General features: G+C 65.1%; 31 protein-coding genes and 1 pseudogene. 21 read left to right on the top strand and 11 right to left on the bottom strand.

From position 1 onward, the window contains the following. Window positions 1–23 precede the first annotated feature (23 nt). A complete protein-coding gene (locus JI59_RS26195) occupies window positions 24–203 on the bottom strand; it encodes a DUF1289 domain-containing protein (RefSeq protein WP_081473954.1) in 180 nt (59 codons plus the stop codon). 283 nt (window positions 204–486) lie between these two features. On the opposite strand from JI59_RS26195, the gene JI59_RS11610 reads away from it, so the two are divergent. The 5 genes and pseudogenes from JI59_RS11610 to JI59_RS11590 all read left to right on the top strand — a co-directional run bounded on the left by JI59_RS11610 (window position 487) and on the right by JI59_RS11590 (window position 5,350). After that, window positions 487–1,968, top strand: coding sequence for a DEAD/DEAH box helicase (locus JI59_RS11610; protein ID WP_007012535.1), 1,482 nt, complete (start codon window positions 487–489; stop codon window positions 1,966–1,968). 34 nt (window positions 1,969–2,002) lie between these two features. Further along, the gene (locus tag JI59_RS11605) at window positions 2,003–2,737 is read left to right on the top strand and encodes a sterol desaturase family protein (protein ID WP_038576069.1); all 735 of its coding nucleotides are present in this window, start codon (window positions 2,003–2,005) and stop codon (window positions 2,735–2,737) included. 41 nt (window positions 2,738–2,778) lie between these two features. Beyond that, on the top strand, window positions 2,779–3,165 hold the full coding sequence (locus JI59_RS11600) for a DUF2141 domain-containing protein (protein WP_038577502.1): 387 nt from the start codon (window positions 2,779–2,781) through the stop codon (window positions 3,163–3,165). 180 nt (window positions 3,166–3,345) lie between these two features. Further along, window positions 3,346–3,879, top strand: a pseudogene (locus JI59_RS11595) (MFS transporter); the annotation flags it as partial. Window positions 3,880–4,018: 139 nt separating this feature from the next. Next, window positions 4,019–5,350, top strand: coding sequence for an MFS transporter (locus JI59_RS11590; protein ID WP_275042256.1), 1,332 nt, complete (start codon window positions 4,019–4,021; stop codon window positions 5,348–5,350). 164 nt (window positions 5,351–5,514) lie between these two features. Here the strand turns inward: JI59_RS11590 and rpsI are convergent, their stop codons facing one another. The 4 genes from rpsI to JI59_RS11570 all read right to left on the bottom strand — a co-directional run bounded on the left by rpsI (window position 5,515) and on the right by JI59_RS11570 (window position 8,082). Beyond that, window positions 5,515–6,030 carry a 30S ribosomal protein S9 gene (gene rpsI / locus JI59_RS11585; RefSeq protein WP_007012538.1) on the bottom strand — a complete coding sequence of 172 codons (516 nt, stop codon included), beginning with the start codon at window positions 6,028–6,030 and terminating at the stop codon, window positions 5,515–5,517. After that, a complete protein-coding gene (gene rplM / locus JI59_RS11580; RefSeq protein WP_007012539.1) occupies window positions 6,030–6,509 on the bottom strand; it encodes a 50S ribosomal protein L13 in 480 nt (159 codons plus the stop codon). The genes rpsI and rplM overlap by 1 nt, the downstream gene beginning before the upstream one ends. Window positions 6,510–6,655: 146 nt before the next feature. Next, window positions 6,656–6,988, bottom strand: coding sequence for a divalent-cation tolerance protein CutA (gene cutA / locus JI59_RS11575; protein WP_007012540.1), 333 nt, complete (start codon window positions 6,986–6,988; stop codon window positions 6,656–6,658). 5 nt (window positions 6,989–6,993) lie between these two features. After that, window positions 6,994–8,082 carry a COX15/CtaA family protein gene (locus tag JI59_RS11570; RefSeq protein ID WP_013834511.1) on the bottom strand — a complete coding sequence of 363 codons (1,089 nt, stop codon included), beginning with the start codon at window positions 8,080–8,082 and terminating at the stop codon, window positions 6,994–6,996. Between the two features lie 101 nt (window positions 8,083–8,183). Here JI59_RS11570 and JI59_RS11565 point away from each other — a divergent pair, with 101 nt between their 5' ends. From JI59_RS11565 to JI59_RS11550, 4 genes are all read left to right on the top strand, one after another. Then, window positions 8,184–8,561: a MerC domain-containing protein gene (locus tag JI59_RS11565; RefSeq protein ID WP_038577498.1), complete on the top strand. Its 378-nt coding sequence runs from the start codon at window positions 8,184–8,186 to the stop codon at window positions 8,559–8,561. 47 nt (window positions 8,562–8,608) lie between these two features. Beyond that, window positions 8,609–8,821 carry a sulfur carrier protein ThiS gene (gene thiS / locus JI59_RS27655; protein WP_007012543.1) on the top strand — a complete coding sequence of 71 codons (213 nt, stop codon included), beginning with the start codon at window positions 8,609–8,611 and terminating at the stop codon, window positions 8,819–8,821. Window positions 8,822–8,911: 90 nt separating this feature from the next. Then, on the top strand, window positions 8,912–9,694 hold the full coding sequence (locus JI59_RS11555; protein WP_007012544.1) for a bifunctional sulfur carrier protein/thiazole synthase protein: 783 nt from the start codon (window positions 8,912–8,914) through the stop codon (window positions 9,692–9,694). Between the two features lie 147 nt (window positions 9,695–9,841). After that, the gene (locus JI59_RS11550; protein ID WP_007012545.1) at window positions 9,842–10,369 is read left to right on the top strand and encodes a hypothetical protein; all 528 of its coding nucleotides are present in this window, start codon (window positions 9,842–9,844) and stop codon (window positions 10,367–10,369) included. 38 nt (window positions 10,370–10,407) lie between these two features. Here the strand turns inward: JI59_RS11550 and JI59_RS11545 are convergent, their stop codons facing one another. Further along, window positions 10,408–11,436, bottom strand: coding sequence for a transporter substrate-binding domain-containing protein (locus tag JI59_RS11545; protein WP_274378214.1), 1,029 nt, complete (start codon window positions 11,434–11,436; stop codon window positions 10,408–10,410). A gap of 151 nt (window positions 11,437–11,587) precedes the next feature. On the opposite strand from JI59_RS11545, the gene JI59_RS11540 reads away from it, so the two are divergent. After that, window positions 11,588–12,775 carry a calcium:cation antiporter gene (locus JI59_RS11540; RefSeq protein ID WP_007012547.1) on the top strand — a complete coding sequence of 396 codons (1,188 nt, stop codon included), beginning with the start codon at window positions 11,588–11,590 and terminating at the stop codon, window positions 12,773–12,775. A 43-nt stretch (window positions 12,776–12,818) separates the two neighbouring features. Here JI59_RS11540 and JI59_RS11535 read toward each other — a convergent pair whose 3' ends face one another. Both JI59_RS11535 and JI59_RS11530 read right to left on the bottom strand, forming a co-directional pair. Next, entirely contained in the window at window positions 12,819–14,624 is a 1,806-nt protein-coding gene (locus JI59_RS11535) for an AMP-dependent synthetase/ligase (RefSeq protein ID WP_007012548.1), read from the bottom strand. 172 nt (window positions 14,625–14,796) lie between these two features. After that, window positions 14,797–15,852 (bottom strand): quinone-dependent dihydroorotate dehydrogenase, encoded by a 1,056-nt coding sequence (locus JI59_RS11530; RefSeq protein WP_007012549.1) that lies wholly within the window; start codon window positions 15,850–15,852, stop codon window positions 14,797–14,799. A 387-nt stretch (window positions 15,853–16,239) separates the two neighbouring features. Here JI59_RS11530 and JI59_RS11525 point away from each other — a divergent pair, with 387 nt between their 5' ends. The 9 genes from JI59_RS11525 to JI59_RS11485 are packed head-to-tail and all read left to right on the top strand — an operon-like array spanning window position 16,240 to window position 22,657. After that, window positions 16,240–16,650, top strand: coding sequence for an SUF system Fe-S cluster assembly regulator (locus JI59_RS11525; RefSeq protein WP_007012550.1), 411 nt, complete (start codon window positions 16,240–16,242; stop codon window positions 16,648–16,650). After that, window positions 16,647–18,137 (top strand): Fe-S cluster assembly protein SufB, encoded by a 1,491-nt coding sequence (sufB, locus tag JI59_RS11520; protein ID WP_007012551.1) that lies wholly within the window; start codon window positions 16,647–16,649, stop codon window positions 18,135–18,137. The genes JI59_RS11525 and sufB overlap by 4 nt, the downstream gene beginning before the upstream one ends. Further along, entirely contained in the window at window positions 18,137–18,613 is a 477-nt protein-coding gene (locus tag JI59_RS11515; protein ID WP_007012552.1) for an endonuclease domain-containing protein, read from the top strand. Before sufB ends, JI59_RS11515 begins: the two co-directional genes overlap by 1 nt. Before the next feature lie 2 nt (window positions 18,614–18,615). Further along, complete coding sequence (sufC, locus tag JI59_RS11510; RefSeq protein WP_038577493.1) at window positions 18,616–19,359, top strand: Fe-S cluster assembly ATPase SufC; 744 nt, start codon at window positions 18,616–18,618, stop codon at window positions 19,357–19,359. After that, entirely contained in the window at window positions 19,356–20,093 is a 738-nt protein-coding gene (locus tag JI59_RS11505; RefSeq protein WP_007012554.1) for a SufD family Fe-S cluster assembly protein, read from the top strand. The genes sufC and JI59_RS11505 overlap by 4 nt, the downstream gene beginning before the upstream one ends. A 47-nt stretch (window positions 20,094–20,140) precedes the next feature. Continuing rightward, window positions 20,141–21,298, top strand: a complete 1,158-nt coding sequence (locus tag JI59_RS11500) for a cysteine desulfurase (RefSeq protein ID WP_052117880.1) — start codon at window positions 20,141–20,143, stop codon at window positions 21,296–21,298. Further along, the gene (locus JI59_RS11495; RefSeq protein ID WP_007012556.1) at window positions 21,295–21,786 is read left to right on the top strand and encodes an SUF system Fe-S cluster assembly protein; all 492 of its coding nucleotides are present in this window, start codon (window positions 21,295–21,297) and stop codon (window positions 21,784–21,786) included. The genes JI59_RS11500 and JI59_RS11495 overlap by 4 nt, the downstream gene beginning before the upstream one ends. Then, a complete protein-coding gene (locus JI59_RS11490) occupies window positions 21,783–22,301 on the top strand; it encodes a GNAT family N-acetyltransferase (RefSeq protein WP_007012557.1) in 519 nt (172 codons plus the stop codon). The genes JI59_RS11495 and JI59_RS11490 overlap by 4 nt, the downstream gene beginning before the upstream one ends. After that, complete coding sequence (locus tag JI59_RS11485) at window positions 22,298–22,657, top strand: HesB/IscA family protein (RefSeq protein ID WP_007012558.1); 360 nt, start codon at window positions 22,298–22,300, stop codon at window positions 22,655–22,657. Before JI59_RS11490 ends, JI59_RS11485 begins: the two co-directional genes overlap by 4 nt. A gap of 14 nt (window positions 22,658–22,671) precedes the next feature. On the opposite strand, the gene JI59_RS11480 is transcribed toward JI59_RS11485, so the two are convergent. After that, the gene (locus JI59_RS11480) at window positions 22,672–22,974 is read right to left on the bottom strand and encodes a hypothetical protein (protein ID WP_007012559.1); all 303 of its coding nucleotides are present in this window, start codon (window positions 22,972–22,974) and stop codon (window positions 22,672–22,674) included. 70 nt (window positions 22,975–23,044) lie between these two features. Beyond that, entirely contained in the window at window positions 23,045–23,497 is a 453-nt protein-coding gene (locus tag JI59_RS11475) for a hypothetical protein (RefSeq protein ID WP_007012560.1), read from the bottom strand. A gap of 137 nt (window positions 23,498–23,634) precedes the next feature. Here JI59_RS11475 and JI59_RS11470 point away from each other — a divergent pair, with 137 nt between their 5' ends. Both JI59_RS11470 and JI59_RS11465 read left to right on the top strand, forming a co-directional pair. Further along, window positions 23,635–24,642 (top strand): adenosine kinase, encoded by a 1,008-nt coding sequence (locus JI59_RS11470; RefSeq protein ID WP_007012561.1) that lies wholly within the window; start codon window positions 23,635–23,637, stop codon window positions 24,640–24,642. A 14-nt stretch (window positions 24,643–24,656) separates the two neighbouring features. Continuing rightward, window positions 24,657–25,166 (top strand): 3'-5' exonuclease, encoded by a 510-nt coding sequence (locus JI59_RS11465; protein WP_007012562.1) that lies wholly within the window; start codon window positions 24,657–24,659, stop codon window positions 25,164–25,166. Window positions 25,167–25,211: 45 nt separating this feature from the next. Here the strand turns inward: JI59_RS11465 and JI59_RS11460 are convergent, their stop codons facing one another. Further along, window positions 25,212–25,736, bottom strand: a complete 525-nt coding sequence (locus JI59_RS11460) for a hypothetical protein (protein ID WP_007012563.1) — start codon at window positions 25,734–25,736, stop codon at window positions 25,212–25,214. Window positions 25,737–25,744 lie beyond the last annotated feature (8 nt).

Below are 25,744 nucleotides of genomic sequence, written 5' to 3'. Positions count from 1 at the left end.
CAAAGGGGTGAAATGTAATTAAATCAATGCCTTATTGGAGAAATCGCCCTGCCCGCGAGCCGCGCGATAATCGCCCGCTTACCTTTGACCGGCAGCATCGGCCAGTCGGCGATTTCCTCCATCGTGCGCTTGCACCCAAGGCACAGGCCGGAGCCCGGATCGAGCCGGCACACACCGGTGCAAGGGGATGGCACGCAAGTCATGGGCGCGCTTGAGCAGGTGGCGCGATAAGCGGCAAGCGCAATTTTCTTGCGATTTGTTGCAATGCACCCTAAAGGACCCGCCGTAACCGGCGCGCGGGACCAATCCCGCCGCAGTCCGAGAGCAGCGTGAGGTCGTTGCGCGTCTACCGCGCGAAGACCAGCCCCGGCCGAGCGGTTGCCTTTGAACCAAGCTTCCTTCTTCACGCAGGGTCGCCCGAAACGAACCCTTGCTGTGTTCGCGGGCAACGGTGCTCGCGCGCTCCGCACTTATTGAAAGTGACGTATGTCCTATTTCTCCGAACTTGGCCTTGCCGAGCCCATTCTCCGCGCGCTCGAGGCCAAAGGTTACACCGATCCCTCGCCGATCCAGCGCAAGGCGATTCCTTCGCTGCTGGAAGGCCGCGACCTGCTGGGCATCGCCCAGACCGGCACCGGCAAGACTGCCGCGTTCTCACTGCCCTCGCTGCACCGCCTGGCCGCCGATCCCAAGCCGCGCAACAATGCCGGCTGCCGCATGCTGGTCCTTTCGCCCACGCGTGAACTGGCGGCACAGATCGCCGACAACATGCGCGGCTATGCGAAGTTCCTGAGTCTTTCGGTGCAGTGCATCTTCGGCGGCGTGCCGGTGGGCAAGCAGGCCCGTGCGCTGGAACGTGGCTGCGACATTCTCGTCGCCACGCCGGGCCGCCTGCTCGACCTGATCGACAACCGCGCGCTGACGCTGCGCCATGTCGAGATCTTCGTGCTCGACGAAGCCGACCAGATGATGGATCTGGGCTTCATCGTGCCCCTGAAGCGCGTCGCCGCACTGCTGCCCAAGCAGCGCCAGAGCCTGTTCTTCTCGGCCACCATGCCGCAGGCGATCGCCGAACTGGGCAAGCAGTTCATCAACAACCCGGTGAAGGTCGAAGTCGCGCCGCAGTCGACCACGGCCGAGCGCGTCGAACAGTACGCGACGTTCATCAACCAGGCGGAGAAGCAGGCTCTGCTGACCCTGCGCCTGCGCGAAGGGCTGGCGCCTGACGCGGCCGAGAAGGCCGAACACGGCGCCATCGACCGCGCCCTTGTCTTCACCCGCACCAAGCACGGCGCCGACCGCGTCGTGCGCCACCTGACCGCCGCGGGCATCCCGGCCGCTGCGATTCACGGCAACAAGAGCCAGGCGCAGCGCACTGCCGCGCTTGGCGGCTTCCGCCAGGGAACCGTGCGCGTCCTCGTTGCCACCGACATCGCCGCGCGCGGGATCGACGTTTCGGGCGTGAGCCACGTCTACAACTTCGAGATCCCCAACGTGCCGGAACAGTACGTCCACCGCATCGGCCGCACTGCACGTGCCGGCGCGGACGGCGTTGCGATCAGCTTCGTAGCGCCGGACGAAAAGCCCTATATCCGCGATATCGAGCGCCTCACCCGCATCAAGCTGGCGCCTCTGCCGCTTCCCGAGGACTTCCAGAAGCAGGCCGCCCGCCTGCCTGCCCCCGCGCGCAAGGCACCGGCCGAACCGCAAGGTTCCGGCAATCGGCGCGGACAGCAGAGCCGTGGCGGCAATGGTCGCAGCGGCGAAGAACGCCGGCGCGAACGCCCTCGGGGCGATCGTGTGCACGGTGAACGGCCGCAGGGTGAACGGCCCCGTCACGACGGCCAGCGTTCCGATCGTCGCACCGAACACGTCAGCGAGGAAGGCGGCGAGCGCAAGCGCCGTTTCCGTCCCCGCGGGCCGAACAGCGTCGGCGCGCACAAGGGCAAGGTTCGCCGCGCGGGCTAGTAACGCCATCGCCCAACAGGCATAAGGCGCGGCAATGCCAGCGAGCTTGGGTCCGGGTCCTTGGGCGGTGATCGCCTCCGCTGCCGTCATGACGGCAATCGTCGGCGTGCGCTACCTGATGACCTCGGGCCTGTTCGCCCTGATCACCCGCCGCGTCCGCCCGGGCCTATACCAGGGCCTGAGCGGACAGATCGGCCGGGAGATCGGCTGGTCGCTGCTTTCGGCGGCCATCTACGGGATACCCGCCGGGATCGTCGCCTGGGGCTGGCAGGAACGGGGCTGGACGCGGATCTACAACGATCCGCAGGCCTATCCGCTATGGTGGATGCCGCTATCGCTGCTGGCCTACCTCTTCCTGCATGACACCTGGTTCTACTGGACCCACCGCTGGATGCATCGGCCCGTTCCGTTCCGGATCGCCCATGCCGTGCACCACGCCAGCCGGCCGCCGACGGCCTGGGCGGCGATGAGTTTTCATCCCGCCGAAGCGCTGACCGGTGCCATCGTCATCCCCGCCCTCGTCTTCTTCGTGCCGATTCACGTCGGCGTGCTGGGACTCGTCCTGCTGATCATGACCGTCATGGGAATCACCAATCACATGGGTTGGGAGATTTTCCCGCGGTGGCTCGTTCATTCGCGCGCAGGGCACTGGCTGATAACGGCCAGTCATCACAACCGCCATCACGAGTTCTATCGATGCAACTACGGGCTTTACTTCCGATTCTGGGATCATCTGTGCGGAACCGACAAGGGCCTCTCGGTGCCCTGATCCTGGCTCTGTGCCTCCCGCTGGCAACTGCGGCCGCGCCCGTGAGCGGGCTGGAAAAGGCGGACGTATCGGCCACGGTCACCGACTTGCGCTCGACCAAGGGGCAGGTGCTGGCCTGCCTGACTACACGCCCCGATGCCTTTCCGGACTGCGCCAAGGACCCCAACGCCTTCACCCGCATCGTTCCCGCAGGCACCAATGTGCGCATCGATTTCGGCGCGGTACCTGACGGCCGCTATGCCATCGCCCTCGTCCATGACGAGAACGGCAACGGCAAGCTGGACAAGAGCCTGATGATCCCGCGCGAGGGCTTCGGCTTTTCCCGTGACGCGCCCGTGCGCATGGGGCCGCCCAGCTTTGCCAAGGCCGCTTTCCCCGTGGAGGGAGAAGGCGCCCACATTGCGATCCGGATGCGCTACATCCTGTAGCCGCACGAAATCTTCGCTGGGAGAGGAGCGGCGCGCTTGGGCCTTGCCCCGGACACGGCTCCGGAATACCCCGGGATCGTGGGACAGATCAGCAGCCATAAGCAGGGCGCAAGCAGCGCCGAATCCAAACAGTCCGGCACGGCGCAGAACAACGGCACGTTTTCGCCGTTTCGCTATCCGATCTTCCGGGCGATCTGGATCGCCAACCTGTTTTCAAACATCGGTTCGACCCTGCAGTCGGTGGGCGCCGCGTGGCTTATGACCGAACTGACGCCGTCGCACCAGCTTGTCGCGCTGGTCCAGGCTTCGACGACGGTCCCGATCCTGCTGATCGGCGTGTTTGCCGGCGCCATTGCCGATAACTACGACAGGCGTCAGGTGATGCTGGTCGCACAAGTCGGCATGCTGCTGGTATCGAGCGCGCTTGCCGCGCTCACTTATGCCGGACTGATCAACCCTGGCCTGCTGCTGAGCTTCACGCTTTGCGTCGGGATCGGCACTGCGCTCAATTCGCCGGCCTGGCAGGCCTCGGTCCGCCAGCAGGTCGACCCCGCGGAGCTACCGCAGGCGATCGCGCTCAATTCGATCTCGTTCAATATCGCCCGCTCGGTCGGGCCGGCTCTTGGCGGCATCCTCATATCGCTGTGGGACGCATCCTTCGCATTCCTGATCAATGCCGTGAGTTACGTCGGCCTGATCGCCGTGCTGCTCTGGTGACGCGCCCGTGCGCATGGGGCCGCCCAGCTTTGCCAAGGCCGCTTTCCCCGTGGAGGGAGAAGGCGCCCACATTGCGATCCGGATGCGCTACATCCTGTAGCCGCACGAAATCTTCGCTGGGAGAGGAGCGGCGCGCTTGGGCCTTGCCCCGGACACGGCTCCGGAATACCCCGGGATCGTGGGACAGATCAGCAGCCATAAGCAGGGCGCAAGCAGCGCCGAATCCAAACAGTCCGGCACGGCGCAGAACAACGGCACGTTTTCGCCGTTTCGCTATCCGATCTTCCGGGCGATCTGGATCGCCAACCTGTTTTCAAACATCGGTTCGACCCTGCAGTCGGTGGGCGCCGCGTGGCTTATGACCGAACTGACGCCGTCGCACCAGCTTGTCGCGCTGGTCCAGGCTTCGACGACGGTCCCGATCCTGCTGATCGGCGTGTTTGCCGGCGCCATTGCCGATAACTACGACAGGCGTCAGGTGATGCTGGTCGCACAAGTCGGCATGCTGCTGGTATCGAGCGCGCTTGCCGCGCTCACTTATGCCGGACTGATCAACCCTGGCCTGCTGCTGAGCTTCACGCTTTGCGTCGGGATCGGCACTGCGCTCAATTCGCCGGCCTGGCAGGCCTCGGTCCGCCAGCAGGTCGACCCCGCGGAGCTACCGCAGGCGATCGCGCTCAATTCGATCTCGTTCAATATCGCCCGCTCGGTCGGGCCGGCTCTTGGCGGCATCCTCATATCGCTGTGGGACGCATCCTTCGCATTCCTGATCAATGCCGTGAGTTACGTCGGCCTGATCGCCGTGCTGCTCTGGTGGCGCCCCCCTGCCCGCCAGATCGAGCGAAATCCCATCCTGCCTGCAGTCGGTGTCGGCCTGCGCTATTGCGCGACCTCGCATACGCTGCGGCGCATCCTGATCCGCGGCTTTTCGGTGGGCTTCTGCCTTGCTGCGTACCAGGCGCTGCTGCCGACGGTAGTGAGCGACCAGCTCAAGGGTGACGAATTCGATTTCGGCCTCATGCTGGGCCTGTTCGGCATCGGCTCGATCTGCGCAGCGCCCTTCGTTCGCAAGATCATCCGCCATATCGGGCTGGAAGGCATCGTCCTGGCAGGATCGGCGATCTTCGTGGTGTCGATGTCTATTCTCGCCGCCGCGCACGACATTCGCTATGCCCTGCCCGCAGCCTTCGTGTCCGGCATGGCCTGGGTCTTGATCCTGACCACCATCAACACCGCAGTGCAGATGCGCGCACCTGACGAGATTCTGGGCCGATGCCTCTCGATCTACCAGGCCGTGACGTTCGGCGGCATGGCGATCGGTTCATGGCTATGGGGCGCCATGGCGGACTGGCGCGGCCTGCCGTTCGCGCTGCATACCGCCGCGGCGGTGCTGGCCACTTCCTTCGTGATCCTGCGCTTCCTCGCGCCGATGCCCAAGGCCGGTGAAGGCGTGCTGCGCAGCCAGTGACGCGATAGACGCCCGATCGATTTGCCGGGCCCTGCAGTCTGCCACGCCTTCGCAAGCCGGTTCGACTGACAGGTTTGAACGCGCGCTTGGGCCGGACACGAAAAAGGGGAGCGTTTCCGCTCCCCTTTTCCTGAATTCGAATGGCTGTGAAGCCAGTCTGACGCTTAGCGCTTCGAGAACTGGAAGCTGCGGCGTGCCTTGGCGCGGCCGTACTTCTTACGCTCGACGACGCGGCTGTCGCGGGTCAGGAAGCCGGCAGCCTTGACGGTGGCGCGCAGGGCCGGCTCGTACTTCGAGAGCGCCTGCGAGATGCCGTGCTTCACAGCACCGGCCTGGCCCGAAAGACCGCCGCCCTTGACGGTGGCGACGATGTCGTACTGGCCTTCGCGGCCCGAGATCTGGAACGGCTGGTTGATGACCAGACGCAGGGTCGGACGAGCGAAGTAAACTTCCTGGTCACGGCCGTTGACAGTGACCTTGCCGGTGCCAGGCTTCAGCCAGACGCGGGCAACGGCATCCTTGCGGCGGCCGGTGGCATAGGCGCGGCCCTGTGCGTCGAGCTCCTGCTCGCGCAGCGGCGCGTTCGAGACAGGGGCAGCCGCGACGGTTTCGTCAGCAGCGGCGACTTCGCCAAGGTCCTTGAGGTCGGACAGGCTCTGGACGGTATCGGTATCGGACATTACGCGCCCACCTTGTTCTTGCGGTTCATGGAAGCGACGTCGAGCGCTTCGGGCTGGGTGCCACCGTGCGGGTGCTCGCTGCCGGCATAGACGTGCAGGGCGCGCATCTGGTCACGGCCGAGCGGACCACGGGGGATCATGCGCTCAACGGCCTTCTCGAGCACGCGCTCGGGGAAGCGACCGGCGAGAACCTTGTCCGCGGTGACTTCCTTGATGCCGCCGGCATAACCGGTGTGCTTGTAGTAGGTCTGCTGCTTCAGCTTGTTGCCGGTGAAGCGGACCTTGTCGGCGTTGATGACGACGACATGATCGCCGCAATCGACGTGCGGGGTGAAGCTCGGCTTGTGCTTGCCGCGCAGGAGGTCGGCGATGATGACCGCGAGACGGCCAACCACCAGACCTTCGGCATCGATCAGATGCCACTTCTTTTCCACCTCGGCCGGCTTGATCGACCGGGTGACCTTCGTGAGCGCCTTCATGGCTGGTCTATCCCTATAGTTTCGAGCGAGCATCGCAAGAATCGCATGAGCGCGAATCCCCCGGTGCGCGGGAAGGCGGCCAATTCGTCGAAAACCGGCTCTAAGTCAAGCTGACTGCGGGATTGCAGAGAGGTAACATGATACCGTCAGGCATTTCCGGCAATCGCCGCAAGCCATCCGGCGGTGCCTGCAGCTGCCGCATCGCAGCGCCAGCCGACCACGGCCGGCTCCTCATAGGGATGGATCTCGGCAAGGCGGTTTACCGCCGCATCGAGCAGGTCGGAATTGGTCTTGAGCAGCGCCCCGGTCTCGCGACCGGTGTCCTTCTGGCCGTTCCACACGAAGACGCAAGTCATCGGCCCCAGCACATTGCCGCAGGCGATCAGCCGCTCGTCCAGCAGCTGGTGAATGGCGGCAAGCGCCGCTTCCTCATCGGGGAACGGGCACCAGACCAGCGCCGGGACCGGGTCGCCCGCCATGGCCGTCAGACGCCGAGGCCAACCATGTCGCGCCGCCCCAGAATGTGGACGCCCCAGACCGTCACGGCCACGAGCAAGGCGGCGCAGAGCTGGTGCGCCACGGCGATCCACAGGGTGACGCCCGACCACACGGTGAAGATACCGAGCAGGATCTGTGTTCCAAAGGCGCAGTGGATGGCCACTGAAGTCCCGCGTGCGCGCAAGGCGCGCATATGGCGGGACAGGACGACGAGCGCGGCGACAACGGCCCAGGCCCACCAGCGATGGATGAAATGGGTCATGTACGGATCGCTGAACAGGACGTGGAGCGGCCCCAGCCCCCATTCGACGCCGTCGGGGAAGAGGCTGCCCTGCATCAGCGGCCAGGCCCCGGGATTGAACCAGCCGGCCCCGGCCACGTAGCCCGCGCGAAGACCGGCGACCATCGCGCCCATGAACAATTGGAAGGCCAGCATGGCCAGCACGATACCGCCGAAGCGGGTCACGCGGGCCGGTGGCTGGCCGAGACGCAGCTGCGCAAGGTCGAGCGCGGTCCAGATCAGGCCGCCCAGCGTGACCAGCGCGGTAAGAAGGTGCGCGGCAAGGCGGAAGTGGCTCACCCGGTCGAGCGCTTCGGGAGAGAGGCCCGACGACACCATCCACCAGCCGACCGCACCCTGCAGTCCGCCCAGGGCAAGCAGCGCGAGAAGCCGCGGCTTGTACCCCAGCGGGATCGTGCGCTTGAGCCAGAACCATGCGAGCGGCAGTGCGAAGGCCAGACCGATCAGACGCGCCAGCAGGCGGTGCACCCATTCCCAGAAATAGATGAACTTGTACTGCGCCAGCGTCATGCCGGCCGGCCCGTTCACGTCGACATACTGGGGAATCTGCTTGTAGCCGGCGAATTCAGCCTGCCACTGCGCCTCGGTCAGGGGCGGGATGGCCCCGGTGATCGGCTTCCACTGGGTGATCGAAAGACCGGATTCGGTCAATCGCGTGATCCCGCCAACCGCGACGATAAGGATGACGAGCGCTGCCACGCAAAGCAGCCACCGAACCATCGGCGTGATATCGTCTGATGTGCCTATTATCGGGCGACCGTCTGCAACTCTCATGGCGCAACTCCCTGCGGTTTTGCGGCGACTTGCGCAAGAGGCTGCGTGAATCGGCGCATTGCCCCTTGATTGATGTTACAACATTACATATCTGCATGGCCATGCGCAGCGCCCTGTTATCGATTCGCAACCGGCTTGACCGTGCAGGCATCGTCCTGAGCGGGCTGTGCGCCGTGCATTGCATCCTTGGCGTGGTTCTCGTCGGCATTCTCGGCCTGGGCGGCGAAGTCCTGCTTTCTCCCGCGATCCACCGGGTTGGCCTCGCCTTGGCGCTCGTGGTCGGTCTCGTCTCGCTCGGTTTCGGCGTGATGCGTCACGGCCGCGTCGGGCCGATGATCGTCGGCGGGCTCGGACTGGCGCTGATGGCCATGGCGATTGCGGTGGGCCACGGCCTGCCCGAAGCGGTGCTGACCGTGCTGGGCGTCAGCCTCGTGGCGCTTGCCCACATCACCAACTTGCGCAGCCACGTCCACTCCTGATCCGCCTTGGCCTTGCGCTGACAGGAAGGCACGCTATCTGCGGGGTCATGGCCGCAGAACTCTCGCTCACCGTCAACGGCGAACCGCGCCGGGCCGCTTCCGGCTCGAGCATCGCCGACCTCGTCACCAGCCTTGGCCTGGACCCGAAGAAAGTCGCGGTAGAGCACAACGGCGAAATCGCGCCGCGTTCGACTCTCGCCGACGTGCCGCTGGGCGATGGCGACGTGCTGGAGATCGTCCACTTCGTCGGCGGCGGCTGACGCCGATGCGATGTCGGCTCGCCTGATACCTGCAAGCCTTGTAACCCCCGCCCTTCCCGCTTACCGCGCCTCCCCGAAAGGAAGCGAACCTTGACCGATACCTCCGCAGACACCTGGACCGTTGCCGGCCGCACATTCCGCTCGCGCCTGATCGTGGGCACCGGCAAGTACAAGGACTTCGAGCAGAACGCCGCGGCGGTCGAAGCCTCGGGCGCGGAAATCGTCACGGTGGCGGTGCGCCGGGTCAACATCTCCGACCCCAAGGCGCCGATGCTGACCGACTTCATCGACCCGAAGAAGATCACCTACCTGCCCAACACCGCTGGCTGCTTCAACGCCGAAGAGGCGATCCGCACCCTGCGCCTGGCGCGCGAAGCGGGCGGCTGGGACCTGGTGAAGCTGGAAGTGCTGGGCGAAGCGCGCACGCTCTATCCGGACATGCGCGAAACGCTCAAGGCAACCGAAGTGCTTGCCGCAGAGGGCTTCAAGCCGATGGTCTACTGCGCCGACGACCCGATCGCGGCCAAGCAGCTGGAGGAAGCGGGCGCCGTGGCGATCATGCCGCTGGGCGCGCCGATCGGTTCGGGGCTGGGTATCCAGAACAAGGTCACGATCCGCCTGATCGTCGAAGGCGCCAGCGTCCCGGTCCTCGTCGATGCCGGCGTGGGCACGGCATCGGACGCTTCGGTGGCGATGGAACTGGGCTGCGAAGGCGTGCTAATGAACACCGCCATCGCCGAAGCGCGCGACCCGATTCGCATGGCTCGCGCGATGCGGCTCGCCGTCGAGGCCGGCCGCGACGCCTATCTTGCCGGACGCATGGCCACCCGCCGCTACGCCGATCCGTCGAGCCCGCTGGCGGGACTCATCTGAATCCCGCGAGTCCCTGCGGAAACCTTGCACAAACGTCTTGCGCCGGCCTCCGTTAGCCAACGATTGCATAGTTAACGCATTGGTAAACACTTGATGGTTAACTCGTTGACGCGAGGGGGATTACTTCGCGTCATCGGGACGACGATCATGTCTTACGCAGGCACGGCCACTCTGACGATCAGCGAACTGCGGGAGTTCGCCAGCTTTTCTGCAAGCGAACAGCGCTACATCCGGCGCAGCCTCGATGTCGGGCTTGGCCGCCAGGACGCTTTCAAGCTCTGGGCGCGCGACGCCGACGAGTTCAGCTCGATCCGCCGCCAGTACGTCGCTTACCAGGACCTCAAGGCCCTGCGCGCGATGCGCCCGGACGACAGCCGGTTCGAGGATCTGGAAACCTTCATGGGCAAGCTCGTGCGCATGTCGGCTTTCGACCTGGCCCAGGAACGCATCACCACGTTTTCGGCCTATCGCTTTCTCTACGAGCGCCTGCTCGGCGCCTGGGCCCGGCCTTGGCTGCCCGGCGCGTTCTGCGGTGCAGCGGCCCTGCCGCAGATCCGCCCCGACCGCCGCAAGATGCTGCTTCATTCGATCAGCGAAGCCGCCGCCACTGCGCCGGGCTGGTCGGACCGCGAACCCAGCTTCTATCCCGAGTTCATCGAGAAAGAAGCCGCCTGAAAGCCATGGGGGGTGACGCCGTCACCCCCGGCTGACGGTCAGTTGCGCTTGCCAAGCGTCTTGCGGATCTCGTCGCGCCACTCCGGTCCTTCCACTTGCGCCAGCAGGGATATGTCGACCGGCTCGCGCAAGGCACTGCCCTGTCGCAGCGCAATGCCGTAATCCTGCCGCCCGAATGTTCCGGGCAGCATCCCCAGTTCCTCATCGTCACCCTTGCGCACCATGTAGCGCAGCAGCGGCTCGTCATAGACGAAGGCGTCGATCTTGCCCGCGCTCAGTGCGGCGAGACCCGCTGCGACATCGGGATAGCCGGTGAAGCCGATTCCTTCCCCCGTCAGCCATTCGTCGGTCGCAGAATGGCGGATCGAACCCACGTTGACGCCGGGCAGGTCGTCCGGCCCGGTTACCGCGCCGGAGAGCCGCCCCGCCGTCAGCGACGAGGCGATCATGCCGGTGAAGGTCGAAATGATCAGGATCGCAGCGAACATCCAGACCAGGGCAATAGCCTTGCCCGCCGGCGTGCGCGGCGCCTTGTCGCCATAGCCAACCGTCGTCATCGTCACTGCCGAGAACCAGAAGCCCGAACCGATCCCCTCGGCGCCCTCGCCGAATTCCTCGGGATTGTGACGCCGCTCGACCAGCCAGAACAGGAAGCCCACGATCAGCAGCAAGGCGCAAAGTGCCAGCACGGCCTTGAGGAAATCGATCGTGAAGAAATTGCGCATCAGCGAAAGCCACGTGCGCGGCGACTTGTGGACCGCGATCCCGAAACCGGTCGGATAGAAGGGATGGGTGAAATCGACCTTGGTTTCGCGCCCGGACGTGATCGTCAGGGCCCCGACGCTGGCATCGTAGCGGCCATCGGCGACGCCATCGATCATGCCGGAAAGGTCGGATTCGACGAAACGGTAGTCGTAGCCGCGCTCGGCAGCGATGCGCCGCCACAAGTCAATCGCCAGGCCGCTCCAGTCGCCGTCGGGGTCCTTCATGGCGAAAGGCGGCGCTTCGCGCGTGGCGACGACGAGCCGGTCCTGTTCTTCTTGCGCCGAAGCGGCAACTGGCGCCAGGGCCGCGGCCAGAGCTGCGATAATCAGATAAAAGAGGGTGGTTAAGCGTTGCGGTCTGCAGGCCAGCGTTCGATCTCCCCGGTTGCCTTATGTTTCAAACTGCCATGGGCGCAGCCTAGCACGATTTTTGCCGTTACCGCACGTCCGGCCGATGACCTGGCCGGTCTCCCGTCTTTCACATCGCTGCAATGGCTATCCGGAGCGGTTGACCTATAACGGCGCCATGACCGACGCCGAAACCGATGCCTCGCCAAAGACTTCACCGGGATTTCCCACCTTCGGCCTCGCGCCGTGGTCGATCGCGGTGCCACTGCTTGCACTTGCCGCCATCGCCCTGGGCAAGCCCTCGGGGATCGCGCTGACCGCAGGTCTGGCCGTTGTGCTGGGCGGCGCGATCATGTCCGCGGTCTATCACGCCGAAGCCATCGCCCACCGTGTGGGAGAGCCGTTCGGGACGCTGATCCTGGCCTTTGCGGTGACCGTGATCGAAACCTCGCTGATCGTATCGATCATGCTGAGCGAAGGCGCAGGGGCGCAGTCGCTGGCGCGCGACACCGTGTTCGCCGCGATGATGATCACGATCAACGGCATCGTCGGCGTTTGCCTGCTGATGGGCGGCCGCCGCCATCACGAGCAGGGCTATACCCAGTCGGGCGTCAACCACGGGCTGGCGATGGTGGCGACCCTCTCGATCCTGACGCTGGTCCTGCCCAATTTCACCACGAGCGAGCCCGGCCCGTTCTACAATGCCAAGCAGCTTGCCTTCGTCGCGGCGATCTCGCTGATCCTTTACGCCACGTTCGTCGTCGCGCAGACCATCCGGCATCGCGACCACTTCCTCTTCGAAGATCCGGATGGCATCGACCACCATGTCGAGGTCCCGCGCAACAAGGCGCTGGCCGCAGGTGCACTCCTGCCCCTGGCCCTGATCGGCGTCGTCATGCTCGCCAAAGCGCTCTCGCCATCGATAGAGGCTGGCGTCTCGGCCATGGGCGCACCGCACGCAATGGTCGGCATCATCATCGCCGCCCTTGTCCTTGCTCCGGAAAGCTTCGCAGCGATCAGCGCGGCCAAGGCGAACCGTGTCCAGACGAGCCTCAACCTCGCTATCGGGTCGGCCCTGGCGACCATCGGCCTGACCATCCCGGCCGTGGCCCTGACCTCGCTCGGCATGGGACTCGATCTCGAGCTGGGGCTTTCGATGAAATCGATCGTCCTGCTCGGACTTACGCTGGTCGTGGCGACGCTGACGCTGAGCACGGGCCGCACCACGCTGGTGCAGGGCATGGTCCACCTCGTGATCTTCGCGACTTACCTGTTCACCACGCTCGTGCCCTGATCGCCGGCACTGGCCGCCGCCGGTTTCGCATGCCGGCGCTGCCTCAGTTGCGGTAGAGAAGGTCGATCCGCTCGCCGTAGGCCTCGCGCACCTTGTGGCGACGGATCTTCAAGCTGGGCGTCATCATCTCGTTCTCGATCGAGAATGGTTCGTCGGCGAAGACGAACTGGCGAACCTTTTCGATGACAGAGAGATCGGCATTGACCCGGTCGATGGCGCCGCGGATCGCGTTGCGGAACACGGGCAGGTCCTGAAGGGCCCTGATGTCGAAGGGAATGTCGTTGAGACGGCTCCACTCCAGCGCCCAGTCCGCATCGGGTACGATGAGCGCGACGGCGTAGGGCCGCCGGTCGCCGCTGACCATGGCCTGCGCGATTTCCGGCTGCAGGGTCAGCATCGATTCGACTTTCTGGGGCGAGATGTTGTCGCCCTTGTCGTTGACGATCATGTCCTTCTTGCGGTCGGTGATCCTGATCCGCCCGGCATCGTCGAAATGGCCGATGTCGCCGGTATGCAGCCAGCCTTCGATCAGGACATTGGCCGAGGCCGCCTCGTTCTGCCAGTAGCCATGCATGACCAGTTCGCCGCGGGTCAGGATCTCGCCATCCTCGGCAATCCGGACCTCGACCCCGCGCAAGGGCGGGCCCACGGTATCCATCGCCAGCCCCGCCGCGGGCCGGTTGCAGCTGATCACCGGACCGGCCTCGGTCTGGCCATAGCCCTGCAGCAGGGTCAGGCCCATCGCATCGAAAAATACGCCGATTTCGGGATTGAGCGGCGCGCCTCCGGAAACCAGCGCCTTGTTGCGCCCGCCGAAGCGCGCGCGGATCTTGGGCCGCAGGGTATGTTCGAGCAGCAGGTCCAGCGGATAGTCGGTCAGGCGCCGTTGCCCGGCCGCCTTGCGCGCCGCCACGGCCAGCGCCAGATGCATCAGCCGCGCGGGCAGGGCACCCTGCTTTTCGATCTGCTTCATGATGCGCGTGCGCAAGACTTCGAAGAGGCGCGGCACGACGACCATGATCGTCGGGCGCACTTCCTCGATATTGGACGCCAGCTTGTCGAGGCCCTCGGCGTAGTAGATCTGTCCGCCCAGGCCGATCGGGAAGAACTGCCCGCCGGTGTGCTCATAGGCATGGCTGAGCGGGAGGAAGGACAGGAAGGTCTCTCCGGCATCCCAGCCGAAATCGTCGCGGATGATCTCCGCCGCGCCGGCGATGTTGGTCAGCAACATGCCGTGATGCTGGCGCACCCCGCGCGGCGCTCCGCCGGTGCCGCTGGTGTAGATGATGCAGGCCAGGTCCTGCCGGTTGACGTCCACCAGCCGCGCCTCAGCCTCGGCGCGCGCCGCCACCGGATCGCCGGTGAGGAGCGCGTCCCAATCGTAGGTCTCGTAAACGCCGCCCTGCATCCCCGGGACCCGCTCCATCCCCACGACATGGCGGCACAGGTCGGTCTGGACGATGGCCGGCAGAAGCTGGCGCGCCAGCTTCTCGGTCGAGACGATCGCAGCCCTAGCACCCGAATTTTCGAGGATATGGATGTGATCGCGCACGGTATTGGTCGTGTAGGTCGGCACGGTAACGCAGCCGGCCGCCATGATGCCGAGATCGGCGATGCACCATTCGGGCCGGTTTTCCGAGACGATGACAACCCGGTCGCCCGCCTTGAGGCCCATCTGCCGCAGCGATTGCGCGATCAGGCAGACCTCGCGCGCCACTTGCGCCCAGCTGAGCGAAATCCAATCGCCGCCGCGCTTGCTCCACAGCATCGGGGCATCGCGCAGGGCGTCCGCGCGCGCCAGGAACAGCGAAACGATGTTCGTACTCTTGTCGAAATCGGCAAGATCCATGTGTGGCATCCGCTCCGGTATAACTCGTCAGGTGCCGGTCTAGGCGGGCAGATGAGGACCGGCAAGGCTAGCCTTCACGCCGTCAAAACCCACGAGATCGCCGCAGGTTCACTTGCCGGGGCAAGTCTCGCACTGACGCGCGCCGAACGGGGACGCGGTCCGCCCGTCCGGGTCATTCGGTCCCCACGGCCTCGGCGACGGTCGCGAACCCGTCGCGCTTCATCAGCCGCTCCAGCCCCTTGGCGATCGCCTTGGCGATTCCCGGTCCTTCGTAAACCATCGCACTGTAAAGCTGCACGAGGCTGGCCCCGGCACGAATGCGCGCCCAGGCGTCTTCGGCCGTGGCGATGCCGCCAACACCGACCAGCGGCATCGCTCCACCTGTCGCCTTGCGGAAATCGCGCAGGCGCTGCTGGGCCAGGTCGCGCAGCGGCGCGCCCGAGAGGCCGCCACTTTCCCCGGCATGCGGAGAAGAGAGGGGAGGGCGGGAGATCGTGGTGTTCGAAACGATAAGCGCGCCCAGCTTGCGGTCCATGGCAATGCGGGAGATCGCATCGACGTCCGCCGGTTCGAGGTCGGGCGCAACCTTGAGGAAGATCGGCGGTCCGTCTTCTCCGCAGACCGCGCCGCGCGCCTCGATCACGGCATCGAGCAGACCGGTCAGGGCCGATTCGTCCTGCAGGGCGCGTAGCCCCGGGGTGTTCGGACTGGAAATGTTGACGGCCAGGTAGCCGGCAAGCGGCGCCATGAGACGGGCCATGGTCGCATAGTCGGCCACGCGGTCGGGCGAATCCTTGTTCGCGCCAATGTTGATGCCGACGACTCCGGGCCTGCCCAGCCGCGCTTCGAGCCGATCGACCGCCGCCTGGGCGCCGCCATTGTTGAATCCCATGCGATTGATCACCGCGCGGTCCTCTACGAGGCGGAAAAGGCGCGGTTTGGGATTGCCGCTTTGCGGCAAAGGCGTGATCGAGCCGACTTCGGCAAATCCGAAGCCCAGGCCGAGCAGGGCATCGGGCACTTCGCCATCCTTGTCGAACCCGGCCGCCATGCCGACCGGATTGGCGAAGTCGATTCCCGCGACTCGCGTTGCGAGGCTGGGGGCGAAAGCCGGCGGCCGCGACGTCGGCGCGTGCTTCAGGGCCTTGAGCGCGAGGCCATGGGCCTTTTCGGCATCGATTCGGAACAGAGCGGGGCGAAGAAGGGAGTAGATCACGCCGCGTCGCATAAGCCGGGAGGCAAGGCAGCTCAAATGCTTCTTTTCGGGACAACGCCATGGAATATCGATTGTTGGCTGTGGTTCGTTAGCCTCATGTGTCGCAAATCTACAATAAATTATCGCGGTCGCAGCATACATGAGACCTGCGACCCGAAGGGCTCGTAGCGGGATGCGCACGAGTTCTTTATTACCTGATGGCGGTTCCCTGTTTCGACGGGGAACCGCCTTTTTTTCGCCCCGCAGCCCGGAACCCGTTCCCCCTGCGTTACCGCGGATCACGGAAACACGGTCGCAGACGCTGTCACAATCGACCATTGAAACTCGCCGGACCCTGCACTAGGTGAAATTGGAAAGATTTACTCCGATTTGAAACCCGGGTCCGGAAGACAACACCGAATGCGCCTTTCGAGCATGGCAGATTACGCCGTCGTCATCATGTCCGCTGCAGCGCGGCATTGTGGCGGTGCGCGCGTGTCGGCCGGCCAACTCGCCGAGGAAACCGGGCTTCCCGGACCCACGGTGCAGAAGCTCGTTAGCAAACTTACCGGCGCAGGGCTGATGCGCAGCTCGCGCGGCGTCGGCGGGGGACTGAAGCTGGCAAGACCGCCGGCGGCAATCTCCATCGCCGACATCGTCGAGGCAGTCGAGGGGCCGATCGCGCTCACCGCCTGCCTCGAACAAGGAAAACACGACTGTACGCTGGAGGGGACCTGCAACATGCAACCGCACTGGCCGCAAGTGAACGCGGCGTTGCGCGGGGCACTGGCGCAGGTTTCGCTGGTCCAGCTCGTCGAGGAAGTGGAATGACCGAGGAAACGATCCAACCTGAACTGCGCGATCAGGCCGCGCGAGACGCGGCCGCACGCGTGGCCGACTACGAGCACGGCTGGGTTGCCGACATCGAGCAGGAATTCGGGCCCAAAGGGCTTTCCGAAGATACCGTCCGATTCATCTCCGCCAAGAAGGAGGAGCCGGAATGGATGCTCGAGTGGCGCCTGAAGGCCTATCGCCGCTGGCTCGAGATGACCCCGCCCGACTGGGCCAAGCTCGACGTGCCGCCGATCGACTACCAGGAAGCCTACTATTGGGCCGCGCCCAAGAAGAAGGACGGCCCCAAGTCGCTCGACGAGGTCGATCCCGACATTCTCAAGGTCTACGAGAAGCTGGGCATCCCGCTCGAGGAACAGAAGGTCCTCGCCGGCGTCGAGGGCGCGCGCAAGGTCGCGGTCGATGCCGTGTTCGACTCGGTCTCGGTCGCCACGACCTTCCGCAAGGAACTGGAGCAGGCCGGCGTCATCTTCCGCTCGATCTCCGAGGCGATCCGCGAATATCCCGAGCTGGTCAGGAAGTGGCTGGGCAAGGTCGTGCCCCAGCATGACAACTACTTCGCTGCCCTGAACTGCGCGGTCTTCTCCGATGGGACCTTCGTCTACATTCCCGAAGGCGTGCGCTGCCCGATGGAGCTGTCGACCTATTTCCGCATCAATGCCGAGAATACCGGCCAGTTCGAGCGTACCCTGATCATTGCCGAGAAGGGCAGCTACGTCTCGTACCTCGAAGGCTGCACCGCGCCGATGCGCGATGAGAACCAGCTGCACGCCGCCGTGGTCGAGCTGGTCGCGCTCGAGGATGCCGAGATCAAGTACTCGACGGTGCAGAACTGGTACCCGGGCGATGCCCAGGGGAAGGGCGGCATCTACAACTTCGTGACCAAGCGCGGCCTGTGCCAGGGCGCACGCTCGAAGATTTCGTGGACCCAAGTCGAAACCGGTTCGGCGATCACCTGGAAGTACCCGAGCTGCGTCCTCAACGGCGAGGATTCGGTGGGCGAGTTCTATTCGGTCGCGGTCACCAACAACTATCAGCAGGCCGATACCGGCACCAAGATGATCCACAACGGCAAGGGCAGCCGCTCGACGATCATCTCCAAGGGCATTTCGGCGGGCAAGTCGAACAACACCTATCGCGGTCTCGTCCGCGTGGCGGCGGGTGCCGATGGCGTGCGCAACTTCACCCAGTGCGATTCGCTGCTGCTGGGCAAGGAGTGCGGCGCCCACACCGTGCCCTATATAGAAGTGAAGAACCCCTCGGCGCAGATCGAGCACGAGGCGACCACCAGCAAGATCAGCGACGACCAGCTGTTCTACGCCATGCAGCGCGGCCTCGACACCGAGGAAGCGGTGGCGCTTATCGTCAACGGTTTCGCCAAGGAAGTCTTGCAGCAACTGCCGATGGAATTCGCGGTCGAGGCGCAGAAGCTTCTCGGCATCTCTCTGGAAGGAAGCGTAGGCTAATGACCGAACGCAAGACTCTCGGCGTCAGCAAGGCCGACGCGCCCAAAGCCGATGCCCGCAGCAGCTTCAACGTCACCGGTGCCCGTCTCGAGCGCCTCAAGGAACGCGCGCGCGATCAGCGCCGCAATCCCACCGAGGCGCAGGAGGCGCTCTGGGCCGAACTTTCCGGCTCGAAACTGGGCGGCGTCAAGTTCACGCGGCAGGCCGTCGTCGGCTCGGCAATCGTCGATTTCGCCTGTCCTTCGCGCTGGATCGTCGTTTCGCTTTCCACGGCCGACGCCAATCCGGAAGTCGAGACGCTGCAGGACAAGAAACTGTCCGATGTCGGCATCCGGGTCCTGCGCTTCAGCGAGGAAGCCGTGCTTGGCGACCGCGAAAGCGTGATGAAAACCATCGTCTCTGAAATCAACAAGCCGTTCGACAAGCGCAGCGCGCGCAGTCAGTTCGCTCCCAGGATGGAGAGCGCCGAAGGATGACCATGCTCAAGATCGATAACCTCCAGGCCACCGTAGCAGAAAAGCCGATCCTCAAGGGCCTCTCGCTCGAGATCAATCCCGGCGAGATCCATGCCATCATGGGGCCCAATGGCGCCGGCAAGTCGACTCTCGGCTACACGCTGGGCGGACGCCCCGGTTACGAAGTGACCGGCGGCTCGGTGACTTTCGACGGCCAGGACCTGTTCGAGCTGGAACCCCACGAACGCGCCGCGGCCGGCCTGTTCCTCGGCTTCCAGTATCCGGTCGAGATTCCTGGCGTCTCCTTCGTCCAGTTCCTGCGCGAGGCGGCCAATGCCCAGCGCAAGGGCAGGGGCGAGGAACCGCTGTCGGGCGGCGAATTCCTCAAGCTGGCCAAGGAAAAGGCCGGATTGCTGCGGCTCGACATGGACATGCTCAAGCGCCCGGTGAACGTCGGCTTTTCCGGCGGCGAGAAGAAACGCGCCGAAATGGTGCAGATGGGCATTCTCGATCCCAAGCTGGCGATCCTCGACGAGACCGACTCCGGCCTCGACATCGACGCGCTGCGGGTCTGCGGTGAAGGGATCAACTCGATCATGCGCAGCGCAGACAAGGCGGTGCTGCTGATCACCCACTACCAGCGGCTGCTCGATTACGTGAAGCCGGACTTCGTCCACGTCCTCGCCAATGGCCGCATCGTCAAGTCGGGCGGCCCCGAACTGGCCCACCAGCTCGAGGCCGAGGGCTACGAAGCGGTGGCTGCATGACTCTCGCCGCGACTCTTCCCACCCGGAAGGACGAGTCTTTCCGCTATGCCGACTTCGACGCGCTGGCCGGCGTCTGGCCGATCGCGCGCGAGGACATCGTCGTCGCGGCAGGCCAGGAGGATTCGCGCCAGATCGTCGAACTGGGTGAGGGCGCGGTTGCGCGCCACCTGGCGATCCGCGTCGAGAAGGGCGCGAAGCTCGACTTGCGCATCCTGACCGCCGGCCCCGCCTACGGCCGCATTGCCGTCGATGTCGAACTGGCCGAAGGCGCGGACTTCCTGCTTGGCGCGGCGCAACTGGCGACGGGCAGCGAAACGCTCGAGATCGTCACCGAGGTGACCCACTGCGAGCAGAACGCGACATCGATGCAAGTGATCCGCTCGGCTCTCGCCGGGCATTCGACCGGCACCTATCTTGGCCGCATTGCCGTGGCGCGCGGCGCGGACGGTACCGACGCCGAGCAATCGGTGCGCGCCATGCTGATCGACCGCACCGCGACGGCCAATGCGCGGCCCGAGCTGGAAATCTACGCCGATGACGTCAAGGCGGCACACGGCTGTGCGGTCGGCGAACTCGACGCACAGGGCCTGTTCTACCTCGCTTCGCGCGGGCTTACTCCGCCACAAGCCAAGCGACTGATGTTGCAGGCTTTTGTCGCCGAAGCTTTCACCGGCGCACCGGACGAGGAAGCGCTGAGCGAGGCCGCGCTGGCCCGGCTGGAGACGATCCTGTGAGCACCCAGGCGGCTACCCGGATCTCGGTGCGGGACCAGTTCCCCGGCATGGCCGGCGGCTGGCACTATCTCGACACCGCCGCCACGGCGCAAAAGCCGCAGGCGGTGATCGACGCCACCGTCGATGCCATGGGCCGCGACTACGCGACCGTGCATCGCGGCGTCTATGCCCGCTCGGCGGAAATGACGCTGGCCTTCGAGGCCGCGCGCCGCCGGGTCGCGTCTTTCATCGGCGGACGCGAAGAGGAAATCGTCTTCGTGCGCGGCGCGACCGAGGCGATCAATCTCGTCGCCAACACCTGGGGCGTCGAGCACCTCGGGGCAGGGGACCGCATCCTGCTTTCCACACTCGAGCATCACTCGAACATCGTCCCCTGGCAGCTGCTGCGCGAGCGTACCGGCGTCGAAATCGACGTCTGCCCGCTGACTGCGGACGGCCGGATCGACCTCGAAGCCGCCGAGAGGATGCTGACGCCCGCCCACAAGCTGGTGGCACTGGCGCATGTTTCCAATGTGCTCGGCTCCGTGCTCCACGTGGAACATCTTGTTGAACTGGCGCACAAAGTCGGCGCCAAGGTGCTGATCGACGGCTGCCAGGCGGCCCCGCGCATCAAGCTCGACATGGCAGCGCTTGGCTGCGACTTCTACGTTTTCTCGGCACACAAGCTCTACGGCCCGACCGGTGTCGGCGTCCTGTGGGCCCGCTCCGGGATTCTCGAGAACATGCCCCCGTGGCACGGCGGCGGATCGATGATCGATCGCGTCACTTTCGAGAAGACGACCTGGGCCCCGGCGCCGCAGCGCTTCGAGGCCGGCACGCCCGCGATCGTCGAATCGATCGGCCTTGCCGCCGCGATCGACTGGCTCGAGCAGGTCGGACTCGATGTCGCCGAAGCGCATGAGCGCGAACTCGCCACCCGCCTGCGCGAGGAACTGGGCCAGCGCAATGACGTCACGCTGTTCGGCCCCCCCGATTCGGTGGGCATCGTCAGCTTTGCGCTCGACGGCGTGCACCCGCACGATCTGGGCACGATCCTCGACGAAGAGGGCGTTGCCATTCGCGCCGGCCACCACTGCGCGCAGCCGCTGATGGATCACCTTGGCGTTCCCGCCACGGCCCGGGCCAGCTTCGGCATCTACAACGACGAAAGCGATATCGAGGCGCTCCTGAAAGGAATCGAGCGCACGAGGAGAATATTCGGATGAGCGACGAATCCCGCAAGTTTGAAGTCGAGGAAGTCGATTCGGCAACGCCGCCGCCGCGCGCACGGGTGGAAGACGCCGCGCCCCCGGCAGCCGAAAGCGCAATCGACAAGCTCGAACGCAAGCGCGACTACCTGGAAGGTTTCCTCGCCGAAAAGCCGCAGGATACAAGCCCCGGCGAACCGGGCGGCGAGATCTACGACGGCGTGATCGCGGCGCTGAAGGAAATCTTCGACCCGGAAATCCCGGTGAACATCTATGACCTCGGCCTCATCTACGGTGTCGACGTCTCGCCCGAATCCGCTGTGGCGGTGACGATGACGCTGACGACACCGCATTGCCCGGTCGCCGAATCGATGCCGGGCGAAGTGGAAATGCGCGTGGCCGCGGTACCGGGCGTACGCGACTGCGAAGTGAATCTCGTCTGGGATCCGCCGTGGGACATGGCGAAGATGTCGGACGAGGCGAAGCTCGAACTGGGCATGCTGTGACCGAAACCCTCGCCGCTTCCGAATCTGCCGAAGGGCTGACCATCCGCCTTGCCGATTACGGCTACGAAGGCGATGGCGCGGCGCTGGTTGCGCTGCTCGACAGCTATGCCCGCGACCCGATGGGCGGCGGCAAGGGACTGGACGAAGCCGTGCGCGCAAGGCTGGTGCCCGCGCTCGATGCCTTCCCCGGCGCGTTCACCCTGCTCGCATTCGACGGGACGGAACCGGTCGGACTGGCGAACTGCTTTACCGGCTTTTCGACCTTCGCGGCACGCCCGCTCGTCAACATCCACGATCTTGTGGTATCCTCCGCGCACAGGGGCAAAGGCATCGGCCGCGCATTGATGCAGGCCGTGGAAGCCGAAGCCGCCGCCCGCGGAGCCTGCAAGGTCACGCTCGAAGTGCTGGGCGGCAATGCGCCGGCCAAGGCGCTTTACGCCTCGCTCGGCTATGAAAACTACGCGCTCGACCCCGAAGCGGGAACGGCGCAATTCTGGGAAAAGAAGCTGCCATGACGACTACAGCAACGACTCGTCAGCGTCCCGCCGCGGTCATCCTGACGCCTTCCGCCGAAGCGCGCATCGCCAAGCTCATGGCCGATGCGCCAGAGGATGCGATCGGCGTCAAGCTGTCGACCCCGCGGCGCGGCTGCTCGGGCCTTGCCTATTCGGTCGACTACGTCAGCGCGGAAAACGCGCTCGATGAAAAGATCGAGACGCCGGGCGGCACCTTCTATATCGACGGCGCCTCGGTGCTCTATCTGATCGGCTCGACGATGTCGTGGCAGGAAGACGACTTTACCGCCGGCTTCGTGTTCGACAATCCAAACGCCAAGGGCAGCTGCGGCTGCGGCGAGAGCTTCACCGTCTGAACCGGGAAGGGGGCTCAATGCCCCCAGGTGTTGAACGTGGAATAGCGGGTCTCGGTATCGCTGCGCGTCTGCTCGGCCAGCGAGATCATTTCATCGTCGTCCCGCCAGTCCTGCGCATCGAAGCGAACGGCGCTGTAGATATCGACGATTTCATATTCATCCTCGTCGAGGGCTTCGGTGGCGAGCCAAATGGCTTCGCGAATGTCTTCGCTTGAAACCAGGCAGGTTACATGGGCGCCGGCGTAGCCTTCACGTCGCAGCGGCGGACTATCGCCGGCGAGTTCGCATGAAACGAGAAAGACACTGCCCTTCGCCATCGGGCGGCATGATAAACACCGTCGGTTAACTTTGACAATTCGGAACTTCCCCGAGCCCGGGGCAAGCATCTCAGGGCTGGCGCAGTGCGGCCACGCAGGCGGCGCGGTCGACGTCCTGCCCATCCGAGGCGCGCCGCGCATCGAGATAGGTTGCCACCGGTTCGCGCGAGGAGGTTGTGGGATAGAGAAAAACGTCAAGCACGCAGGCGGTTCCGGTAAACTGCAACTTGCGCGCATCGCCTTCCCACACGTCGAGCCGCGGGTTACCGAACTGGCGCACCAGCTGTTTCTGGTTTGCCCCGATCACGCCTTCAAGGCCGGGAAGGTTGAGGAACTTGGGATCGCGCGGCGACGTGCGCGAAGGCTGGCGCACGGGAGGCACCCGCGATGCGCCACCACTGCCGGACGCGCTCGAGACCCCGCCCGGGCTCACGCCGCAAGCGGCGACGAGCATGGCAAGGATGCAGGCGGCGATAGGTCCGCGAAGACGATGCAGGGAAGCCCCGGACGATGTCATGATCATGGCTGGCCTGCGCATCGCGCGCCGCCGCGCCGCTGTCAACGGGGGCAATTCGCCCGCGCGCTTGCGGAGCGACAGGGCGCGCGGTAGGCAGGCCGCATCGTCTTTTCCCAATCCGATCAGTCAAGGACCTTCCCTACATGGCATCCAACCCCGTGGCGCCCACACTGGACGTCATCGCCATCGGCAATGCTATCATCGACGTCATCGCCAATTGCGAGGACAGCCTGATCGAACAGCTCGGCCTTGCCCGGGGCGGGATGATGCTGATCGACACCGACCAGGCCCGCGATCTTTACGCCGCCATGGGCCCCGCGCGCGAAATATCGGGCGGTTCGGCCGCCAACACGCTGGCCGGGCTTGCCTCGCTCGGCGCAAAGTGCGGATTCATCGGCCAGGTCGCGCAGGACCAGCTCGGCGAGGTCTTCACCCATGACATCCGCGCCGGCGGCATCGAGTTCGAAACCCCCGCGCGCGCCGGAGATCCGCCGACGGCGCGCTGCCTGATCTTCGTCTCCCCCGACGGCCAGCGCACGATGAACACCTTCCTCGGCGCCTCGCACTACCTGCCCGCCGAAGCGCTCGACGAAGCGACCATCGCCAAGGCCGCCGTGCTCTATCTCGAAGGCTACCTGTGGGATCCCGAAGAGCCGCGCGCCGCGATGCGCAAGGCCATCGCCGCTGCCCGCACGGCGGGCCGCAAGGTGGCCTTCACCCCGTCCGAGACTTTCGTGATCGACCGCCACCGCGACGATTTCATCGCCCTCATCGATGACGGCCAGATCGACGTGCTGTTCTGCAACGAGCATGAAATGGCCGCTCTTGTGCAGAACGACGATTTCGAGACGGGCCTGGCCATGCTCGCGCCGAAGATCCCGGTCCTGGTGGTCACGCGCGGTCCCGAGGGCGCAGTGGCGCTGTCGGGCGGCGAGCGCGCCGAGGTATCGGCCGAGCCGATCGAGCGCGTCGTCGACACCACCGGCGCGGGCGACCTTTTCGCTGCGGGCTTCCTCTTTGCACATGTTCGTGGCATGAATCTCGAACAAAGCCTGAAACTTGGCGCGATTTGCGCTTGCGAGGTGATCTCGCACTATGGGGCCCGTCCAGAGCGGAGCCTGCAGGCACTGATGGCAGAAAAACTCACCTGAGGAGCACCCGCGGATTGAGCTGTCCGGCACTGATCGATTTCGAGGCGAGTTGCCTGCCCGAGTACGGCCAATCCTATCCTATCGAAGTCGCCATCGCGCGGATCGACGGAGAAAGTCGCGCCTGGCTGATCCGCCCGCTGGAAGCCTGGCGCCACTGGGACTGGTCCGAGGAGGCCGAGAAACTCCACGGAATCAGCCGCGAGATGCTGCGCAAGGAAGGTCTTCCCGCCGCGCAGGTCCTTAAGGAAATGGCCCGGTTCGTCGGCGATTGCGAAGTCTATGCCGACGCCGATCTCGATGCCTACTGGCTCGAACTGCTGGCACACGGCCTCAAGGCACCTGTGCCTTTCGCCGTGCACTTCCTCGGCGAGTACCTGGTGCGGCACAATTTCACGCGGCCCCAGGTCGTTGCCGCGCTGGAGGAAGCCAAGCTGCGCCTGCCCAAGGAACATCTCGCAAGAGAGGACGCCAAGCGCCTTGCCCTGGTGGTCAAGCTGCTGCTGGAAGGCGAAAAGGCCAGCTGAACCTTCTTCCTTCAGCAAGCTCAGGATGAGCGGACCTCGACGGGCTCAGAACGAACCCGGATCCTCCGAAACGCCAAGCCCGCCCGATTGGCTTGCCTGCAGCTTGCCAAGGCACTGGTCCTTGGCGCGGTCGCGGTCATCGGAAAGGGCGGTGGCCATCTGCGAGGGCAGGGCACAGCCGCGCTCGGGCCGGATCGGATGGCGCCGACGGCACGATTCCTCAGTGCTGAAGAAGTTGTCCAGACAGTCCTGGAACTCCGCCACGTCACTCTCGTGCATGGCGCGGCAGCTCTTGGCCCAGCGGTTCTTGTAGTTGAGCTGCGCGAAATTGACGCAATCCTCGTACTCCACCCGCGCGGCCTGCTGGCGCTGCGCCGCCTCGGCAGCCTGCCTCTGCTGCGCCGCGCGGCGCGCTTCGGCTTCCGCCTCGACCTCTGCCTGGCGCCGCGCTTCCAGCACCTCGGCATGGTTCGGCAGGAAAATGCCGTAGTAAAATCCGACGCCGCAGCCCGCGATCAGGATCGCGAGGGCAACCGCCAGCTTGAGAATGGCACCGGCACGTTCCAGCATTGCCGCCT

The organism is Novosphingobium pentaromativorans US6-1, assembly GCF_000767465.1.
Taxonomy (GTDB): domain Bacteria; phylum Pseudomonadota; class Alphaproteobacteria; order Sphingomonadales; family Sphingomonadaceae; genus Novosphingobium; species Novosphingobium pentaromativorans.
The sequence above is the reverse complement of the archived record's forward strand: the minus strand, read 5'-3'. Positions and strand labels throughout refer to the sequence as shown.

Coding starts and splice junctions, on each gene's coding strand:
- JI59_RS26195 (WP_081473954.1), bottom strand. CDS start 203: ATGACTTGCGTGCCATCCCCTTGCACCGGTGTGTGCCGGCTCGATCCG.
- JI59_RS11610 (WP_007012535.1), top strand. CDS start 487: ATGTCCTATTTCTCCGAACTTGGCCTTGCCGAGCCCATTCTCCGCGCG.
- JI59_RS11605 (WP_038576069.1), top strand. CDS start 2,003: ATGCCAGCGAGCTTGGGTCCGGGTCCTTGGGCGGTGATCGCCTCCGCT.
- rpsI (WP_007012538.1), bottom strand. CDS start 6,030: ATGTCCGATACCGATACCGTCCAGAGCCTGTCCGACCTCAAGGACCTT.
- rplM (WP_007012539.1), bottom strand. CDS start 6,509: ATGAAGGCGCTCACGAAGGTCACCCGGTCGATCAAGCCGGCCGAGGTG.
- cutA (WP_007012540.1), bottom strand. CDS start 6,988: ATGGCGGGCGACCCGGTCCCGGCGCTGGTCTGGTGCCCGTTCCCCGAT.
- JI59_RS11570 (WP_013834511.1), bottom strand. CDS start 8,082: ATGAGAGTTGCAGACGGTCGCCCGATAATAGGCACATCAGACGATATC.
- JI59_RS11565 (WP_038577498.1), top strand. CDS start 8,184: ATGCGCAGCGCCCTGTTATCGATTCGCAACCGGCTTGACCGTGCAGGC.
- thiS (WP_007012543.1), top strand. CDS start 8,609: ATGGCCGCAGAACTCTCGCTCACCGTCAACGGCGAACCGCGCCGGGCC.
- JI59_RS11550 (WP_007012545.1), top strand. CDS start 9,842: ATGTCTTACGCAGGCACGGCCACTCTGACGATCAGCGAACTGCGGGAG.
- JI59_RS11540 (WP_007012547.1), top strand. CDS start 11,588: ATGACCTGGCCGGTCTCCCGTCTTTCACATCGCTGCAATGGCTATCCG.
- JI59_RS11535 (WP_007012548.1), bottom strand. CDS start 14,624: ATGGATCTTGCCGATTTCGACAAGAGTACGAACATCGTTTCGCTGTTC.
- JI59_RS11530 (WP_007012549.1), bottom strand. CDS start 15,852: ATGCGACGCGGCGTGATCTACTCCCTTCTTCGCCCCGCTCTGTTCCGA.
- JI59_RS11525 (WP_007012550.1), top strand. CDS start 16,240: ATGCGCCTTTCGAGCATGGCAGATTACGCCGTCGTCATCATGTCCGCT.
- sufB (WP_007012551.1), top strand. CDS start 16,647: ATGACCGAGGAAACGATCCAACCTGAACTGCGCGATCAGGCCGCGCGA.
- JI59_RS11515 (WP_007012552.1), top strand. CDS start 18,137: ATGACCGAACGCAAGACTCTCGGCGTCAGCAAGGCCGACGCGCCCAAA.
- sufC (WP_038577493.1), top strand. CDS start 18,616: ATGCTCAAGATCGATAACCTCCAGGCCACCGTAGCAGAAAAGCCGATC.
- JI59_RS11505 (WP_007012554.1), top strand. CDS start 19,356: ATGACTCTCGCCGCGACTCTTCCCACCCGGAAGGACGAGTCTTTCCGC.
- JI59_RS11500 (WP_052117880.1), top strand. CDS start 20,141: ATGGCCGGCGGCTGGCACTATCTCGACACCGCCGCCACGGCGCAAAAG.
- JI59_RS11495 (WP_007012556.1), top strand. CDS start 21,295: ATGAGCGACGAATCCCGCAAGTTTGAAGTCGAGGAAGTCGATTCGGCA.
- JI59_RS11485 (WP_007012558.1), top strand. CDS start 22,298: ATGACGACTACAGCAACGACTCGTCAGCGTCCCGCCGCGGTCATCCTG.
- JI59_RS11480 (WP_007012559.1), bottom strand. CDS start 22,974: ATGGCGAAGGGCAGTGTCTTTCTCGTTTCATGCGAACTCGCCGGCGAT.
- JI59_RS11475 (WP_007012560.1), bottom strand. CDS start 23,497: ATGATCATGACATCGTCCGGGGCTTCCCTGCATCGTCTTCGCGGACCT.
- JI59_RS11470 (WP_007012561.1), top strand. CDS start 23,635: ATGGCATCCAACCCCGTGGCGCCCACACTGGACGTCATCGCCATCGGC.
- JI59_RS11460 (WP_007012563.1), bottom strand. CDS start 25,736: ATGCTGGAACGTGCCGGTGCCATTCTCAAGCTGGCGGTTGCCCTCGCG.